Origin of the sequence: Novilysobacter longmucuonensis, assembly GCF_046600735.1 — a bacterium.
Classification (GTDB): Bacteria; Pseudomonadota; Gammaproteobacteria; order Xanthomonadales; family Xanthomonadaceae; genus Novilysobacter_A; species Novilysobacter_A longmucuonensis.
In genome coordinates this window covers 70,328-88,102 of the sequence record NZ_JBJMAW010000005.1, presented here as the reverse complement: position 1 = coordinate 88,102, position 17,775 = coordinate 70,328, and the positions used below count along the sequence as shown (strand labels likewise).

The window sequence follows — 17,775 nt, the reverse complement described above, 5'->3', positions numbered from 1 at the left end:
ATGGCTCGTATCTTGATCGTGGATGATTCGCCCTCGCAGTTGATGGGCATCCGCCGCATCGTGGAGAAGCTGGGCCATGAAGCGGTGACGGCCGAGGATGGCGCGGCCGGTGTCGAAGCGGCCAAGCGCGAGCTCCCCGACCTGGTGCTGATGGACGTGGTGATGCCGAACCTCAACGGCTTCCAGGCCACGCGGTCGATCTGCCGCGAGCCGACCACCCGCCACATTCCGGTGGTGCTGGTGACCACCAAGGACCAGGACACCGACCGCGTCTGGGGCATGCGCCAGGGCGCCAAGGCCTACATCACCAAGCCGTTCAATGAGGCCGACCTGGCCGAGATCATCGGCCAGCTGCTGCCGGGTTGAGGCAGATTCCGGCTGTTGTAAGAGCGGCTTCAGCCGCGAGCATCTGCGCCGTTGGGCGATAACGCGTCGAACGCACCGAGTGCGCCGTTGCCGAACAGCTCGCGGCTGAAGCCGCTCCTACAAAGATGCAGAGGCCACGCATATGGAGCCAAGGCGCGCGGAGCCGGGGCCCTGAAGCCAGGTCAGTATCTCCGGCTCACGACCGTCGCCCGTCCTCCTCGAACGCATCGCGCAGGGCCTGATACGCCGAGCGCTGTGCGGTGGTCTCCGGCTTTGGTGCCAGTATTTCCAGCTCCACGATCTGGTCACCCGGCGGGGCACCCGGCAGGCCGCGGCCGCGCAGTCGCAGCTTGCGACCGGCTTCAGAATTCGGCGGGATCTTGAGCTCGACCGGGCCGCCCAGCGTCGGCACGCTGACAGCCGCGCCCAGCGCCGCCTCCCACGGTGACAGCGGCAGCACGTGGACCACGTTGCGGCCGTCGACCTCGAACTGCGGATGCGCTGCGTATTCCATCTCCAGCAGCAGGTTGCCGTGCTCGCCCTGGCCGCTCAGTCGGATCAGCTGGCCCGGCCTGATGCCCTTGGGCACGCGCACATCCAAGGTCTTGCCGCTGATGCCGATGCGCACCTTGCCGCCTTGGTAGACCGTCTCCAGCGAAATCGCCAGCTTGGCCCGGGTATCGCCCCGCGGTGGAGCCGGGCGACTGCGCTGCGGACCGGCGCCGGCGCCGCCACGGCCCCGGCCGAACATGCTTTCGAAGAAGTCGCTGAAACCGCCGCCGGCACCGCCGCCGGCGAAGATCTCCTCGAAATCGACGTTGCCCGCGTAACCGCCACCGCCACCCCCGAAGCCGCCCGGCGGCGGCTGGACGTCATCGCCTGGGCGGTAGCCACGGGCCCGTAACTGGTCGTAGGCGGCGCGCTTCTGCGGGTCGCGCAGCGCCTCGTACGCTTCGTTGACCGCCTTGAACTTCTCCTCGGCGCCGGCCTCCTTGCTGACGTCGGGATGATATTTTCGCGCCAGCCGGCGGTAGGCGGTCTTGATCTCCGCTTCGCCGGCGCTGGACTCGACTCCGAGGGCTTCGTAGTAATCCTTGAACTGCATGAAAACTCCCGATGCGAAGGCGGCGACACAGCGTACGCGCGCGACAGCATCGCGCAAGGTAGCGCAGAAGATGGCCTCGCCGGTTTTTTTTTCAAGTGCGTGTCTACTTTGACGCGCATTTCAGGTGGTGCGCATAAACTGCGCGTTGGCCGCACTCCCCCGAGAGACGATCCCGATGAGCATCCAGGTTGGCGAATACCTTCCCGAAGTCCCGCTGCAGCGAATCCACGACGGCATCGAGACCGTCGACACCAAGGCCCTGGTCGAGGGACGCAAGCTCGTCCTGTTCGCGGTGCCCGGCGCATTCACCCCGACGTGCTCGGAGAAGCACCTGCCGGGCTACGTCGAACTGTTCGACCAGTTCCACCGCCGCGGCGTCGACGTCGCCTGCCTGTCAGTCAACGACCCGTTCGTGATGCAGGCCTGGGGCCAGGCGCACCACGTCCCCGGCGGACTGATGATGCTGGCCGACGGCAATGGCGAGTTCACCCGTGCGCTGGGCCTGGAACTCGACGCCAGCGCCTACGGCATGGGCACCCGCGCCAAGCGCTTCGCGCTATACGCCGAGGACGGCGTGGTGCAGCAGCTGAACGTCGAGGGTCCCGGCGAGTTCGGGGTTTCCTCGGCCGAGCACATGCTGAAGCAGCTGCCGTAGGGCAGCCTCGACCCGCACCTCCCGCAACGCCGACATCACGTTTGGCACAAGGCCTCGCGTAGGCTGGGCTGACAAGCCCAGCGCATTGGATGCGCCGGGGGCTGGGCTTGTCGGCCCGACTTACGGGCTTGTCTCCCCTCTTTGGAAAAGAGGTGCGGGGGAGATTTGCTCCCGCGTCGGCCGCGTGGAAAGAAAAACGCCACCCGAAGGTGGCGTCTTTTCCGATCCGTGTCGCTCCAAGCGCTACGGCTGAACTGCCTCGTCGCCAGACACGTCATCGGCTGCCGCCGCGTCAACCGGCCCCACTGCGGCATCGCCTGCACTCTCGAGCTCGCTTCCTTCGCCATCGAGCTCCTCGTCCAGCGAAGCATCGATGCGCTCGATCGCCTGCAAGGTCTCGTCGGCCGCCATGCGCATCAAGGTGACGCCCTGGGTGTTGCGGCTGACCTGCGAGATCTCCGATGCGCGCGTGCGCACCAGGGTGCCGCCATCGGAGATCAGCAACACCTCGTGGTGGTCGCTGAGCTGGATCGCGCCGACCAGTTTGCCGTTGCGTGCGCTGGTCTTGATCGCCAGCACGCCCTGGGTGCCGCGCCCCTTGCGCGGGTACTCGGTTTCCGGCGTGCGCTTCCCAAAGCCACGCTCGCTGGCGGTGAGGATGTCGCCATCGCCTTCGATCACCACCAGGCTGACCACCTGCTCGCCCTCGCCCATGCGGATGCCGCGCACGCCGGTGGCGGTGCGGCCCATCGAGCGCACCGCATCCTCGGTAAAACGCACCGCCTTGCCATTGCTGGCGAACAGCATCACGTCGCACGAGCCATCGGTCAGCGCCACGCTGACCAGCGCATCGCCTTCATCCAGGTTGATTGCGATCTTGCCGCGCTGCAGGCGGAACGCGAACTCGGTCAGCGGGGTCTTCTTGACCGTGCCCTTGCGGGTGGCGAAGAACACGAAGCAATCGTCGCGGTACTCGCGCACCGGAAGCACCGCCTGCACCTGCTCGCCATCCTCCAGCGGGATCCAGTTGATGATCGGGCGGCCGCGTGCGTTCGGGCCGGCGTCGGGCAACTGGTGCACCGGCAGCCAGAACACGCGTCCGGCACTGGTGAAGGTCAGCAGGGTGTCGTGGGTATTGACCAGCCACAACCGGTCGATGAAGTCCTCCTGCTTCATCGATGCGGCATTCCGGCCGCGGCCGCCGCGCTTCTGCGCCCGGTAGTCGCTGACCGGCTGGCGCTTGGCATAGCCGGCATGCGACAGGGTGACCACCACGTCCTCGGGCGCGATAAGGTCGAGGATGTCGAGGTCTTCCTCACTGGTGCGGATCTCGCTGCGGCGGGCATCGCCGAACTCCTCCTTGACGTTGCGCAGTTCGGTGCGGATCACCTCCAGCAGCACGTCGGGATCCTCGAGGATCTCGATCAGCCCGCGGATGGTTTCCAGCAGCAGCCTGTATTCCTCGGTGAGCTTTTCCTGCTCCAGCCCGGTCAGGCGGTGCAGGCGCATTTCCAGGATCTGCTGTGCCTGGGTTTCGGTCAGCTGGTAACGACCGTCGACCAGCCCCACCCCGACCGGCAGATCCTCCGGACGCGAATCATCCGCGCCGACCGCGCCAAGCAGCGCACCGACCAGGCCCGGCTCCCAGGTCTTGGCGAGCAGGCGCTCGCGCGCCTCGTTCGGATTGGCCGAGGTCTTGATCAGCTCGATCATCTCGTCGATGTTGGCCAGCGCGACGGTCAGCCCTTCGAGGATGTGCGCGCGGGCCCGGGCCTTGCGCAGGTCGAAGATGGTGCGGCGGGTCACCACCTCGCGGCGGTGGCGGATGAACGCCTCCAGCATCTGCTTGAGGTTCAGCAACTGTGGACGGCCATCGACCAGCGCCACCATGTTGATGCCGAACACCGACTCCATCTGGGTCTGCTGATAGAGGTTGTTGAGCACCACCTCGGCCGACTCGCCGCGCTTGACCTCGATGAAGATGCGCATGCCGTCCTTGTCGGACTCGTCGCGCAGCTCGCTGATGCCTTCGAGCTTTTTCTCTTTCACCAGCTCGGCGATCTTCTCGATCAGCCGCGCCTTGTTGACCTGATAAGGAATTTCGGTGACAGCGATCGCCTCGCGGCCGGTGTCCTCGTTGACCTCGATCTCGGCGCGCGCGCGCATCCGCACCCGGCCGCGGCCGGTGCGGTAGGCATTGATAATGCCGGAGGTGCCGTTGATGATGCCGGCGGTCGGGAAGTCCGGCCCCGGGATGTATTCCATCAGCGCATCGATGTCGATCTCGGGCGTGTCGATCAGTGCGATGGTGGCGTCGATCACTTCCGAGAGATTGTGCGGCGGGATGTTGGTCGCCATGCCGACTGCGATGCCGGCCGAACCGTTGATCAGCAGATTCGGCACCCGGGTCGGCATGACCGAGGGCTCGAGCTCCTTCTCGTCGTAGTTGGGCTGGAAGTTGACGGTCTCCTTGTCGATATCCGCCATCAGCTCGTGGGTGAGGCGCGACATGCGCGCCTCGGTGTAGCGCATCGCCGCCGCGGAGTCGCCGTCGACCGAGCCGAAGTTGCCCTGCCCGTCGACCAGCAGGTAGCGCAGCGAGAACGGCTGCGCCATGCGCACCAAGGTGTCGTACACCGACTGGTCGCCGTGCGGGTGGTATTTACCGATAACGTCACCGACGATGCGCGCCGACTTGTAATACGGCTTGTTGGCGTGGGCGCCGAGCTCGTGCATTGCGTACAGCACCCTGCGATGCACCGGCTTGAGCCCGTCGCGGACGTCCGGGAGCGCGCGCCCGACGATCACGCTCATCGCGTAATCGAGGTAGCTGCGACGCATCTCGTCTTCGAGATTGACCGGGATGATTTCTTTGGCGAGTTCTGCCATCAGGGTTCCGTCGTAAGCAAGATCGATGCTGCCGGCGAGCCATGGAAACGACCGTTTTTTGGGTCACTCCGCGACAGCGCGTGGGGCAGATGAAAAAGACGTGAAATGATAGCACTAATCGACCCGTTTTGCCGGTTCGATTCCGCGTAAAAACAAGGGTTTAGCGACAGATTGCGGAGCAGATGCAGGGCTGGGGGCCGAGGTCGCGCCTGGGTGCTTGATCAGGGGCTTTTTTGACGCGGATCAACGCGGATGGGCGCGGATCAAGCACAGGAACTTTGCGATGGAACCGGCTTCGCAGGCCGGCCTCTTCCCGCCGTCTTCCGGTTTTTACCCGCACCGGCCATGATGGCAGGACCAGACCGCCTTTCCAGCTTTGCCTTTATCCGCGCCATCTGCGTTGAACCGCGTCAAACGCCCTTATCGGCATCAATCGCCAAATGCCGCCTGCATCGCCGCCGCGTCGGGCCGCTCGATGACGCCGCGCTCGGTCACGATGGCGTCGATCAGCTCGTGCGGGGTGACGTCGAACACCGGGTTCCATGCGCTGATCTCCAGCGCCGCGGTGCGCACGCTGCCGACGCCGAACAGCTCGTCGGGATCGCGCATCTCGATCTCGATCGAGTCGCCGCAGTCCATCGCCATGTCGACCGTCGACGATGGCGCCGCAACCATGAACCTGACCCCGTGGTGGCGGGCCGACAACGCGAGCTGGTAGGTGCCGATCTTGTTGGCGACATCGCCGTTGGCGCAGATCCGGTCGGCGCCGACCACTACCCACTGCACCGCCCCGCTCTTCATCAGGTGCGAGGCCGCCGCATCGGCGATCAGGGTCGGCATGATGCCGTCCTGCTGCAGCTCCCAGGCAGTCAGGCGCGCGCCCTGCAGCCACGGCCGGGTCTCGCCGGCGTAGACCTTGGTGATGCGGCCCTGCGCCACTCCGGCGCGGATCACGCCCAGCGCGGTGCCGAAGCCGGCGGTGGCCAGCGAGCCGGTGTTGCAGTGCGTCATCACGCCGCTGCCTTCCCCGATCAGTGCCGCGCCCAGCGCGCCCATCCGCCGGTTTGCGGCCAGATCCTCGGCGGTGATCGCATCGGCGTCGCGCTCGATCACCTCGCGCCAGTCCTCGCCAGCGGCCGTGAGGGTCCGGCGCATGCGTGCGAGCGCCCAACCCAAGTTGACCGCGGTCGGGCGGGCCGCGTACAGGCGCTGCATCGCCGGTTCCATTTCGGTCAGTGCGCTCGCGCCGTCGGCCGCGTCGATCCCGCGTGCGGCAAGCACCACGCCCCAGGCGGCGGCAATGCCGATCGCGGGTGCGCCGCGCACGGTCAGCGCGTGAATTGCGGCAGCCACGTCATCGCTGCTCTCGCAGCGCACGTACTCCACCACGAACGGCAGCTTGCGCTGATCGAGCAGTTCGAGCGCGTCGCCGGTCCAGCGGATCGGACGGACGCGGTCGTAGCGGTCGAAGTCGAAGGTGTGGTCGGTCATGTCACGATTCTAGCCGGGAGATCCTGTAGGAGCGGCTTCAGCCGCGATCTACAATGCATCGGCTGACGATTCTGGTTCGCGGCTGAAGCCGCTCCTACGGCTGGGGGAATCAGCGGGAGCCTCAGGCGTGGGCGAAATCGAATGCCAGCACATCGGCAATGCGTTCGGTGCCGAGCATGGCCATCATCAGCCGGTCGACGCCGAGCGCGACGCCGGCGCAGTCCGAGAATCCCGCCGACAACGCCGCCAGCAGGCGCGCGTCGCGCGGCGGCGACGGTTGGCCGCGCTGCTCGCGCACCTGGCGGTCACGCTCGAAACGAGCGCCCTGCTCGGCCGCATCGGTCAACTCGTGATAACCGTTGGCCAGTTCGAGTGGCCCGAGGTACAGCTCGAAGCGCTGCGCGACGGGCGTTCCTTCATCGTCTTCGCGGATTCGCGCGAGTGCGCATTGCGATGCGGGGTAGCTGTGAATCGCAAGCAGCCGGTCGTGTGCAAATGTCGGTTGCAGGCGGTGCGTCATCAGCAGGTCGAGCCAGTCGTCGCGGGTCAGGCCAGCCGGATCGATGACGATATCGCCGAGCGCGCCGCGCAGGTCTTCGTCGCTCGCCTGCATCGGATCGATGCCGAGCTCACGCCGGTACAGCTCGCGGTAGCTGGTGCGCTGCAACGGCGCGCTGCGGCCGACCAGTGCCAGCGCCTCGTTCACCAGCGCGGCGGCTTCCTCGATCAGCCGCTGGTGGCCCCAGCCGATCCGGTACCACTCCAGCATCGTGAACTCGGGGTTGTGGCGACCTCCGGCTTCGCCATCGCGGAACACCCGGCCGAGCTCAAAGCAGTCACCGAAACCGGCCGCCAGCAGGCGCTTGAGCGGGTATTCGGGCGAGGTACGCAGCCAGCGCGTACGCGGCGCGCCGTCTGTGCGGCCGCTGAACTGCAGCGAGAACGACGCGATGTTCGGGTCGGTGTTGCCGGCGACCGACAGGACCGGGGTTTCCACCTCCATCACCTCGCGCTCGGAAAAAAAGGCGCGGATGCGGGCGCTGAGGGCCGCGCGCAGGCGAAGGACCTCGAAGGACGCGGTGGGCTGCCAGTCGGCGCTCATGAGGATTTCGACGCCCCCGTAGGAGCGGCTTCAGCCGCGATGCGAACCGGGTGCCGGCGCAAGGCGCCCATTGTCTTCGCGGCTGAAGCCGCTCCTACCAATGCACGGCGCTTCATTCGTGCTCACCAAGAAACGCGAGCAGCCGCACCTCGTCCCAGACCTCGACGCCCAGCTCCTCGGCCTTGGCGAGCTTGGAGCCGGCCGCCTCGCCGGCGACGACGAAGCTGGTTTTCTTCGAGACGCTGCCGGCGACCTTCGCTCCCAGCGCTTCCAGGCGCACCTTCGCGTCCTCGCGGGTCAGTGCCGACAGCGTGCCGGTGAGTACGACGCTCTGCCCGTCGAGCGGCCCAGTCACGGTGGTCGGCGCGGCCGGGGTTATCACATCGAGCCTGGACAGCGCCCCACCAATCTCGCCCAGCAGTCGCGCATTGCCGGCGTCATCCAGCCAAGCCGCGAGGGCGCGCGCGGTTTCGGCCGGAAGACCCGCAGTCACGAAATTGTGCTCCGGCGCGTCGATCAGGGCATCCACCTGCTTGAACACGGCGGCAAGCTGCTCGGCGCGGAGGCGGGTGATCTTCGGGATATCCAGATCGACCAGCAGCGTCGCCATATCGAGCCCCTCGCGCAACTTCGGCGACGGCGGATGCGCATCGCTGATGCTCACCCCGCGCGCGAGCAGATCATCGATGACCTGCTGGTTGCCGGGTTGGTCGAGGAAGTGGCCGATCGCGCGCGCCACCTCGCCACCGATGTCGGGCACGCGCTTGAACAGCGGCCACGGCAGGCGCCGGATGACTTCGATGTCGCCGAACCAGAGCGCCAGCGCCTTGGCGGTGCTTTCACCCACATGCTCGATGCCGAGGGCGAACAGGAAGCGCTCCAGCGTGGTGTCGCGGCTGCGGGCAATCGCGGCGATCAGGTTCTCGGCCCACCTGCTGGCGACCTTGCCGGCCTTGACGGTTCCCGGCACCGTGTCGTCACGTTCATCGCAGCGGCGCTTCATCTCCAGCAGGTCGTCGCGCTCCAGCGTGTAAAGGTCGGCGACGGACTTGACGAAGCCCAGTTCCGACAGGTTTTCGATGTGGCGCTCGCCCAGGCCGTCGATGTCCATTGCCCGGCGCGAGGCGAAATGGCCGATCGCCTCGCGGCGCTGGGAGGCGCAGGTCAACTCGCCCGAGCAGCGCCACACGGCGGCGCCCTCCTCGCGCACGATCTCCGAGCCGCACACCGGGCATTGCCGCGGCATCGACCACGGCACTGCATCGGGCGTGCGCTGGTCCGGCATCACCCGCACCACTTCGGGGATCACGTCGCCGGCGCGGCGCACGATCACGGTGTCGCCGACGCGCACGTCGAGCCGCGCCACCTGGTCGGCGTTGTGCAGGGTGGCGCGGGTCACGGTGACGCCACCGACGTGCACCGGTCGCATCAGCACCCAGGGCGTGACCGCGCCGGTGCGACCGACGTTGACCTCGATCGTCTCGACCACGGTCGTCTGTTCCTGCGCCGGGAACTTGTGCGCGATCGCCCAGCGCGGCGCGCGCGAGACGAAACCCATCTCGCGCTGGTCGGCGTAGTCGTCGAGTTTGTAGACCACGCCGTCGATGTCGAACGGCAGCGCGTCGCGCTTGTCGCCGATGCGCCGGTAGTAGCCGAGCAGACCGTCGCTTCCGCTGACCACGCGGCTTTCGGCGCTGACCGGCAGACCCCACTCGCGCAGGCGCTGCAAGGTGGCCGAATGCGTGTCGGGCAGCTTGCCGCCCTCGACCAGCCCGGTGCCGTAGGCGTAGAACGCGAGCGGACGCCGCGCGCTGATGCGCGCATCGAGCTGGCGCAGCGACCCGGCCGCACCGTTGCGCGGGTTGGCCAGCACCTTGCCGCCTTCGGCCAGCGCGCGCTCGTTGTAGGCTTTGAACGCGGCCAGCGGCATGTAGGCCTCGCCGCGCACTTCCAGCACATCCGGCCAGTCGTCGCCGCGCAGCTGAAGCGGGATGGCTTTCACCGTGCGCAGGTTGGCGGTCACGTCCTCGCCGGTCGCGCCATCGCCGCGGGTCGCGCCCTGCACCAGTCGGCCATGCTCGTAGCGCAGGCTGATCGCGAGCCCGTCAAGCTTGGGCTCGACCGAGAACGTCGGGTTTTCCCGATCGAGCTTCTGTTCGACCCGACGCACGAAATCGGCGACCTCCACTTCGGTGAAGGCGTTGCCGAGCGACAGCATCGGAATCGCGTGCCTGACCGCTGCGAAGGCACCGGACGGCGCGCCGCCGACACGCTGGGTCGGCGAGTCGGGCGTCAGCAGCTCCGGGTGCGCCTGCTCGAGCTCGTCCAGTTCGCGCAGCAGGCGGTCGTAGTCGGCGTCCGGGATCGCCGGGTCGTCGAGCACGTGATAGCGATAGTTGGCGTCATCGAGTTGACGGCGCAGCTCGGCGATGCGGGTAGCTACGTCGGTCATGGTCATCGCATCGCAGGGCGGTCCGCGGAGGTGAAATCTTTCGACGCGGATCAACGCGGATCAGCGCGGATCAGCGCGGATAAGAGCCAAGCGTGGCCGAAAGCGCAGAAGCATTCCTGAATGCTCTATCCGTGTCCATCCGCGTAAATCCGTATCACAAAAAAAAAGCTCACCAACGCGACGGCTTGCTCAGCGGCGGCGCTTCGCGTTCGCGGTCATAGGCGCGCAGCTCCTCGCGGATGAGGGCGATGCGTTGGCGGCCCAATGCGTTGCGCTGCTCGTCCAGGACGATGCCACCGAGCAGCTCGGCCATGCGCTCGACGGTCGGCAGCATGGTTTCCCAGCCGTCGAGCGCCGGCACCGGTGCCGGCAGGGTCAGGAAGAAGGCGATCGCCGGGGTTTCCAGCTCCTGGATGGTCGCCATATCAAAGCTGCCCGGCTTCATGATGTTGGCGACGCTGAATACCGGACCGCGTTCGGCATGATTCTCGACCAATCGGTGGAATACGCCCATGTAGCCGTAGGTCAGGCCGGCCTTCTCGGCGGCGACCACGATGTCGGTGCCCTGCAGCTTCTCGCCGGCGCGCGCGGCCAGATACAGCGTGACGATCTTGTCGAACTCCTCGCTGACGCGGCGGCCCGGCTCGCTGCCGCCCGCGCTGGCACCGCCTTCGAGGGTCCGGTCGAACAATTCGAGCTCGGCCTGGGTGCTGGCCGCATCGCCGTTGTCATCGGGCCCAACCAATCCGCTTTCAATCTGCTCACCGAACGTCGGCTCGACCCGCGAACCACTACCGGCTTCACGCGCGACCCGCTTGCCCTGCCCCGGCCGGCGCGGCCGGCCGAAGAACACGATCGCGGCGATGAGGATCACGCCGGCGATCAGGATTCCGATCCGCAGCAGGGTCATGTCCGACATCTGGGGCTCCTAAAACCGGTTGCCCGCAAAGGGCGCAAAAAGGACGCGAAAAAGGGCGTAAAAAAGGCGAAAAAAATTTACTTTTCGTTTACCCGTATATCAGATGTCATCCCCGCCAAGGCGGGGATCCAGAGCGGCGATCCTGCAAGTCCGCGGGGCATGGATTCCCGCCTTCGCGGGAATGACGGCTGGTAAAGCCGGTTCTTCGGGATTCCCTCGTGTTCCGTCTGGCTCGCCTTACCTTCTTACCCTGCTTCTTCGATTACTTCCTTCCTTACTTTTCTTTCGCTCTACTTTTGCGCGTTTCGCGTCCTTTGCGGACAGCGCCCTTGCTTCAAGCCGCCCCAGCCAGACGCGTAGCTTCCGCGAGGTCGACCGAAACCAACCGGCTGACGCCCGGCTCGCGCATGGTGACGCCGGACATCTGTTGCGCGGCTTCCATCGTGGCCTTGTTGTGGGTGACGAACAGGAACTGTACCTGCTCGCTCATCTCGCTGACCAATGCGCAGAAGCGACCGACGTTGGCTTCGTCCAGCGGCGCGTCGACCTCGTCGAGCAGACAGAACGGCGCCGGGTTCAGGCGGAAGATCGCGAACACCAGCGCGACCGCGGTCATCGCCTTCTCGCCGCCCGAGAGCAGCGAGATATTGGACACGCGCTTGCCCGGCGGGCGCGCCATGATCGCCACGCCGGTATCGAGCAGGTCCTCGCCGGTCAGCTCCAGGTACGCGTGGCCGCCGCCGAACAGGCGCGGGTAGAGCTCCTGCACGCCGGAATTGACCCGGTCGAAGGTGTCCTTGAAGCGGCCGCGGGTTTCGCGGTCGATCTTGCGGATCGCGTCCTCCAGGGTCTCCAGCGCGGTCGTGAGGTCGGTGTCCTGCGCGTCGAGGTACTCCTTGCGTTGCGCGGCCTCGGCGTGTTCGGCGATCGCGGCGAGGTTCACGGGCTCGAGCCGGCGCAGCTTGGCGTCGAGCTCGCTGACGGTGCGCTCCCACGCCTGTGGTTCGGCCGCGTCGTCGAGCGTGTTGACCACGTCCTCGAGCACGAAGCCGGCCTCGACCACCGCCGCGCTGAGTTGTTCGGCCTTGAGCACCAGCGCCTGCTGTTCTAGCCGGCGCTGGCCAATAGCCTCGCGCTGCTGCAGGGCCTGCTCGTCGCGCTGGTGACGGGTCTGCTCGAACCGCCGCAGGTCGTTGTCGATCCCGTCCAGCGCAGTGCGTGCGCCGGTCAGCTGCTGCTCGGCCAGCACGCGCTGCTCGAGCGCGACCTGGCGCTGTTCCTCCAGCGTCTGCACCGGCGCGTCGCCCTCGGCCAGTTGCGCGGCGAGTTCGCCCAGGCGCGAATCGAGCTGGCCCCGTTGGCCGCCCATGCGTTCCAGCGCCTGTGACAGCGCCGCGATCTGGGTGCGCTGCGACTCCAGCGTCAGCGCCAGGGCATGCGCGGTGTCGCGCGACTCGCGGGCCATCGTGCGGGCCTGGTCGCGGGCCTCGGTCAATGCGCTTCGCTCGGTCTCGAGCTGCAGGCGAGTGTCCTCCAGCGCGCTCATCCGGGCGACCGCGTCTTCCTGCCGGGTGCGCGCGTCGCGGCCCTGTTCGCGGCTGCTGCCGAGCGTGGCGGCGAGCTGTTCGAGCTCGGCCTCGATCTTCTCGATGCGCCCGCGCGCTGAATCCAGCCGGCCCTGCTGGCTCTGTACCTGGCCGGCCAGTTCGGACACGCTGCGATGCGCCATGTACAAGGCGCGCTGCGCGTCCTCGCGCTGCTGCTCGGCCGCCAGCAGGCGGTCGCGCAGCTGGGTGAGGGTCGATTCGAGCTCGCGCTCGCGCGTCTGCAGGTCCTCGATCTCGACCCGCAGCGACTGGATTTCGCGCTCGCGCAGCAGTGCACCCTGCTGGGCCGCGCCCGAGCGCAGCACGCGTACCCAGCCGGCGCCGAGACGCTCACCGCTGCGGGTGATCACCGAGTCGCCCTCGCCCAGCGACGCCTGCAACGCTCGCGCCGCCGCCAGATCCTCGGCGGCATGCAGGCGGGCGAGCAGCCGGCGGATTGCGGCGGGGCCCTGCACCTTCGCTGCCAGCGAGGTCGTGGCATAGCTCGTCGTGTCGGTTTCGGCCGAGACCAGCGCCAGACGGCCATCGCCGAGCTCGCCGATCGCATCGACTAGCGCACTGTCCAAGCTGGCCTCCGGCGCATCCACCAGCACGCCCTCGATCAGCTGCCCGAGCGCGGTCTCGACCGCGTTCTCCCAGCCCGGCTCGACCACCAGCGTCTCGCCGACGCGCGCGGCCGAATCCAGCCCTCGCGCCTGCAGCCAACTCAATGCGGCGCCCTGCTCCTGGCCGAGTGCGGCGTGCTGCAGCGTCTCCAGCGACGACAACCGGCCGCGCGCGGCCTGCGCCTGCTTGCGCACCTCGCCGAGTTCGGATTGGGTGGCACGCTGCTGTTCCTGCAGATCGCCGACGGCGGCCTTGCGGGTCTCGACCGCCTCGCCGAGGCCGTCGAGCGACTCCTTCTGCAGTTCGTGCTGCTCCTGCAACTGGCCGAATGCGGCCGCCAGCGCGTCCAGGTCCAGCCCGGTTCGTTCGTTGCCGAGCGCCTCGCGGCGGCGGTCGGCATCCATCGCCTGGCGGTCGAGGTGCTCGATGCGGGTGCGCTCGACGTCCGCCGCACGCACCGCCTCGGACTGGGCGCGGCTGTGCTCGTCCCAGCGCTGCTGCCAATCATTGAGCCGGATTTCGGCGTCGCGCAGGGCCTCCTGGCGGGCCTCATCGGACTCGCGCAACTCTTCCAGCTTCGGCTCGGATTCGGCCACCGCGGCCTGCAGTACGTCGAATTGCGCCTGGTCGCTGCCGATGTGTTCGGCGACCTCGGTCAGCGCCGCCTGGGCCTCGTCGCGGGCGCGTTGCAGACGCGTCGACATCTCGCGCTGGTGCTGGATCTGCTGCTCGATGCGGGCCAGCGCGCCGCTGACTTCGTAGCTCTCGCCCTGCGCCTTGTTGAGCGCCTCGGCGGCCTGCTCGCGGCGCACGCGGCCGGTCTCGATCTCGCGCTCGGCCTCGCGCTGCTCGGCGATGAGCTGCTGCAGCCGGGTTTCCTGCTGGCCCAGCTTCTCGCGCTGGCCCTGCAGCTTGCGATCGAGTGCGCGATGCTCCAGCGCCTTCCATTCGGCGTCCTTGACCAGGCGCTCGGCCTGGATCGCCTGATACTGCTCGGCCTGACGCGCCTGACGCTTCAGGTGTTCAAGTTGTTTACCAACTTCATCGCGCAAGTCGTTGAGACGATCGAGGTTTTCCCGCGTGTGGCGGATGCGGGTCTCGGTTTCCCGGCGGCGCTCCTTGTACTTGGAAATGCCGGCCGCCTCCTCCAGGTACACGCGCAGGTCTTCGGGCCGGGCCTCGATGATCTGGCTGATCATGCCCTGCTCGATGATCGAGTAGCTGCGCGGGCCCAGCCCGGTGCCCAGGAACAGGTCGGTGATGTCGCGGCGGCGGCACTTGGCGCCGTTGAGGTAGTACTGGCTGGCGCCGTCGCGGCTAACGGTGCGCTTGACCGAGATCTCGTCGAAGGCGCCGTACTCGCCGGTGATGGTGTGATCGGAGTTGTCGAAGATCAGCTCGACCGTCGCCTGCGACACCGGCTTGCGCGCCGAGGAACCGGCGAAGATCACGTCGGTCAGCGAGTCGCCGCGCAGGCGGCTGGCCGAGCTCTCGCCCATCACCCAGCGCACCGCGTCGATGATGTTGGACTTGCCGCAGCCGTTGGGCCCGACCACGCCGGTCATGTTGGTCGGCAGGTGCAGCGTGGTGGGATCGACGAAGGACTTGAAGCCGGACAGCTTGATGGTGGACAGACGCATGCGGCGAGAGGGCCCCTGGGCGGCGTCGCGTGGCGCGCCGCATTGATTCATAAAGTGGATCAGGTTTGTTACCTAATCCATTGATTTAAATAACCGTAACGCGGCTGGAAAGCTGCGATTTCCAGCGAGTATAGCGGCCTGCGCGGCTGGCGTCGGCGGAGTGAGCGCCGCCTGTCGAAGGGTGACTCGCAGGATGGCTTGAGCCAAGGCGATAACGATCGATCACGGCAACTGTGGGTATCGCTACGCTCCACCCATCACGACGAACTGCGCCGGGCCCACAAGGCGACCAGCGTAGAGCCGAGCTTGCTCGGTTTCGCGGGAACACATTCGCGGGAACACAGCTGTCGCGCAGCCGAGCAAGCTCGGCTCTACCAGCCTCTTCGCGCCGGCAGCGCCCGCGCTCACGAAGCCATTGCCCATTTGCGGGTAGCGTCGCCCCATGCACGACACCCTGATCCTGTTCGGCGCCACCGGCGATCTCGCCCAGCGCTACCTGTTTCCGTCGTTGCTGCACCTATGGCGCGACCGCCTGCTGCCGCCCGACTTCCGCGTGGTCGCGGTGGGCCGGCAGCCGATGGACGACGACGGCTTCCGGACCTGGCTGCGCGAGCGCCACGGCGAGGCGGCCGAGGACGGGGACCTCGACGGCCTGCTCGCCCGGGTCCAGTACCGCACGGTCGACCTGGACGACGAGGCCGCCATCCCCAACGCGCTGGGCGTCTATGCCGACCGGCCCTGCGTCAGCTACCTGGCCACGCCGCCGGACCTGTTCGTGCCGGCCGCACGCGGGCTCAGCGCGGCCGGACTGCTCGCCGATCCCTCGCGGCTGGTGCTGGAAAAACCCATCGGCCGTGATCTCGCCTCCGCGCGCGCCATCAACGCCGCGCTGCGCGAGTGCCTGGACGAGTCGCGGATCTTCCGCATCGACCATTACCTGGGCAAGGCGCCGGTGCAGAATCTGCTCGCCTTGCGGCTGGGCAACACCCTGATGGAGGCGGTGTGGCAACACCGCTGGATCAAGTCGGTCGACATCCTGGTGGCCGAGACTGCCGGCGTCGATGGCCGCGAGGGGTACTACGCCGGCTACGGCGCGCTGCGCGACATGGTGCAGAACCACATGCTGCAGCTGCTCGCCCTGATTGCAATGGAGCCGCCGGCCGCGCTGGACGCCGACAGCATCCGCGACGAGAAACGCAAGGTGCTGTGCGCGTTGCGGCCGATGGAGCCAGGCGATGTGGCGACCGATGCGGTGCGCGGGCGCTACCGTGCCGGCGTGGTCGAAGGCGATGCGGTGATCGGCTTCGACGACCGCCACGCCGACCCGCGCGGGCCGGTGGAGACCTTCGTCGCGCTGCAGGCCTGGATCGACAACTGGCGCTGGGCCGGCGTGCCGTTCCGGCTGGTCACCGGCAAGCGGCTGGCCGCGCGCACCACCGAGGTGGTGGTGTCGTTCAAGCCGGTGTCGCACTGGCTGTTCGAGCGCCCCCGCCGCGAGCGCGCCCGCGCCAACCGGCTGCGCATGCAACTGCAGCCGGAGGAAACCATCGAACTCGGCCTGATGGGCAGCCTGGCCGCGTCCGAATGGGGCGCGATGGAGTTGCGGCCGATGACCCTGGACCTGCCGGTGTCGCGCTCGGACCAGCGCCGCATCGCCTACGAGCGCTTGCTGGTGGATGCGCTGCGCGGCAATCAGACCCTGTTCGTGCGCGACGACGAGGTCGAGGCCGCCTGGCGCTGGATCGACAGCGTCGAGCGCGCCTGGTCGCAGGCCCAGGCGCCGGTGCACGACTATCCGGCCGGCTCCTGGGGTCCGGCCGAAGCCGCCGCGTTCATGCCGCGCACCTTGCTGAAGTCCCCGCGCGGGGGTGATGCGTGAGCGGCGTCGGCGTGCTGCTGGCCGATATCGGCGGGACCAATGCGCGCTTTGCGCTGGCGCACCCCGGCGACTCGCCGCCGCTGCTCGCCGACAGCATCGAGACCTTCCAGGTCGAGGCATTCGCGTCGCTGGCCGATGCGGCCCGGCATTACCTCGACGGCCGCGATGCGCAGGTGCGCGATGCGGTGTTCGCGGTGGCCGGTCGGGTCGACGGCGACGAGGCGCGCATCACCAACCACCCCTGGGTGATCTCGATCGAGCGCACGCGCCGGGCACTCGACCTCGAACACCTGCAGATGGTCAACGATTTCGCCGCGCAGGCGATGGCGGTGTCGCTGCTCGACCACACCGACGTCGCCCAGGTCGGTTCCGCGCGCTGGCCCGGCCACGACGTGGGAGTCGGCGACGATGGCCGCGACCGCACCTACGCGGTGATCGGCCCTGGCACCGGCCTGGGCGTAGGCGCGCTGTTGCGTCGCAACGGCCAGTACCACGCGCTGCAGACCGAGGGCGGCCACGTCAGCTTCGCACCCGGCACGCCGGAGGAGATCGGCGTACTGCAACGCCTGTCGGGCGAGTTCGGCCGGGTCTCAAACGAGCGCCTGGTCAGCGGCGGCGGCCTGGTGAACCTGCATCGGGCGCTCAGTGCGATGGCCGGTGGCGAGGAGGCACATGGATCCCCCGGGCCCCTGCGGCCGGAGGACATCACCGCACGCGCAATCGACGGCGACGCCCGCTGCCTGCACACGATCGATGTGTTCTGCGCCGTCTTTGGCGCGGCCGCGGGCGACCTGGTACTGACCCTGGGCGCGTGGGACGGCGTGTTCCTGACCGGTGGCGTGGTGCCGCGGGTGATGCCGTGGCTCGCCCACTCTGGCTTCCGCCACCGCTTCGAGCACAAGGGCCGTTTTTCGCCGGCTATGGCGACCGTGCCGACGCTCGCGGTGACCCATCCGCACCCCGGGCTGCTGGGCGCCGCGGCCCTTGCGCGACAGCTGCCGCAGGCGCCTGCACAGGCGCTGCCCGGTTACACGCAGGCGTGAGGTCGGCATGCGACACTCGAA

Annotated in this window: 11 protein-coding genes; 4 read left to right on the top strand and 7 right to left on the bottom strand. The window is 67.8% G+C overall.

The window, feature by feature from the left end; genetic code table 11:
* Window positions 1-366 carry a response regulator gene (locus ACJQWM_RS07160; protein ID WP_332703228.1) on the top strand — a complete coding sequence of 122 codons (366 nt, stop codon included), beginning with the start codon at window positions 1-3 and terminating at the stop codon, window positions 364-366.
* A 196-nt stretch (window positions 367-562) separates the two neighbouring features.
* Here ACJQWM_RS07160 and ACJQWM_RS07155 read toward each other — a convergent pair whose 3' ends face one another.
* Complete coding sequence (locus tag ACJQWM_RS07155; RefSeq protein ID WP_332703230.1) at window positions 563-1,471, bottom strand: DnaJ C-terminal domain-containing protein; 909 nt, start codon at window positions 1,469-1,471, stop codon at window positions 563-565.
* Between the two features lie 175 nt (window positions 1,472-1,646).
* On the opposite strand from ACJQWM_RS07155, the gene ACJQWM_RS07150 reads away from it, so the two are divergent.
* The gene (locus tag ACJQWM_RS07150; RefSeq protein WP_332703232.1) at window positions 1,647-2,126 is read left to right on the top strand and encodes a peroxiredoxin; all 480 of its coding nucleotides are present in this window, start codon (window positions 1,647-1,649) and stop codon (window positions 2,124-2,126) included.
* A 243-nt stretch (window positions 2,127-2,369) separates the two neighbouring features.
* On the opposite strand, the gene gyrA is transcribed toward ACJQWM_RS07150, so the two are convergent.
* The 6 genes from gyrA to smc form a co-directional block, all read right to left on the bottom strand.
* Complete coding sequence (gyrA, locus tag ACJQWM_RS07145) at window positions 2,370-5,015, bottom strand: DNA gyrase subunit A (RefSeq protein ID WP_332703234.1); 2,646 nt, start codon at window positions 5,013-5,015, stop codon at window positions 2,370-2,372.
* Window positions 5,016-5,444: 429 nt separating this feature from the next.
* Window positions 5,445-6,506 (bottom strand): S-methyl-5-thioribose-1-phosphate isomerase, encoded by a 1,062-nt coding sequence (gene mtnA / locus ACJQWM_RS07140; protein ID WP_332703236.1) that lies wholly within the window; start codon window positions 6,504-6,506, stop codon window positions 5,445-5,447.
* A 121-nt stretch (window positions 6,507-6,627) separates the two neighbouring features.
* Window positions 6,628-7,608 (bottom strand): EF-P lysine aminoacylase EpmA, encoded by a 981-nt coding sequence (gene epmA / locus ACJQWM_RS07135; protein WP_332703238.1) that lies wholly within the window; start codon window positions 7,606-7,608, stop codon window positions 6,628-6,630.
* A gap of 112 nt (window positions 7,609-7,720) precedes the next feature.
* Complete coding sequence (gene ligA, locus ACJQWM_RS07130; protein ID WP_332703240.1) at window positions 7,721-10,066, bottom strand: NAD-dependent DNA ligase LigA; 2,346 nt, start codon at window positions 10,064-10,066, stop codon at window positions 7,721-7,723.
* A gap of 163 nt (window positions 10,067-10,229) precedes the next feature.
* The gene (gene zipA, locus ACJQWM_RS07125; RefSeq protein ID WP_411306742.1) at window positions 10,230-10,979 is read right to left on the bottom strand and encodes a cell division protein ZipA; all 750 of its coding nucleotides are present in this window, start codon (window positions 10,977-10,979) and stop codon (window positions 10,230-10,232) included.
* Window positions 10,980-11,313: 334 nt separating this feature from the next.
* Window positions 11,314-14,832, bottom strand: a complete 3,519-nt coding sequence (gene smc / locus ACJQWM_RS07120; protein ID WP_332703244.1) for a chromosome segregation protein SMC — start codon at window positions 14,830-14,832, stop codon at window positions 11,314-11,316.
* 442 nt (window positions 14,833-15,274) lie between these two features.
* Between smc and zwf the strand changes: the two genes are divergently transcribed.
* Both zwf and glk read left to right on the top strand, forming a co-directional pair.
* Window positions 15,275-16,711 carry a glucose-6-phosphate dehydrogenase gene (zwf, locus tag ACJQWM_RS07115; protein WP_332703246.1) on the top strand — a complete coding sequence of 479 codons (1,437 nt, stop codon included), beginning with the start codon at window positions 15,275-15,277 and terminating at the stop codon, window positions 16,709-16,711.
* Window positions 16,708-17,754 (top strand): glucokinase, encoded by a 1,047-nt coding sequence (gene glk / locus ACJQWM_RS07110; RefSeq protein ID WP_332703248.1) that lies wholly within the window; start codon window positions 16,708-16,710, stop codon window positions 17,752-17,754. The genes zwf and glk overlap by 4 nt, the downstream gene beginning before the upstream one ends.
* Window positions 17,755-17,775 lie beyond the last annotated feature (21 nt).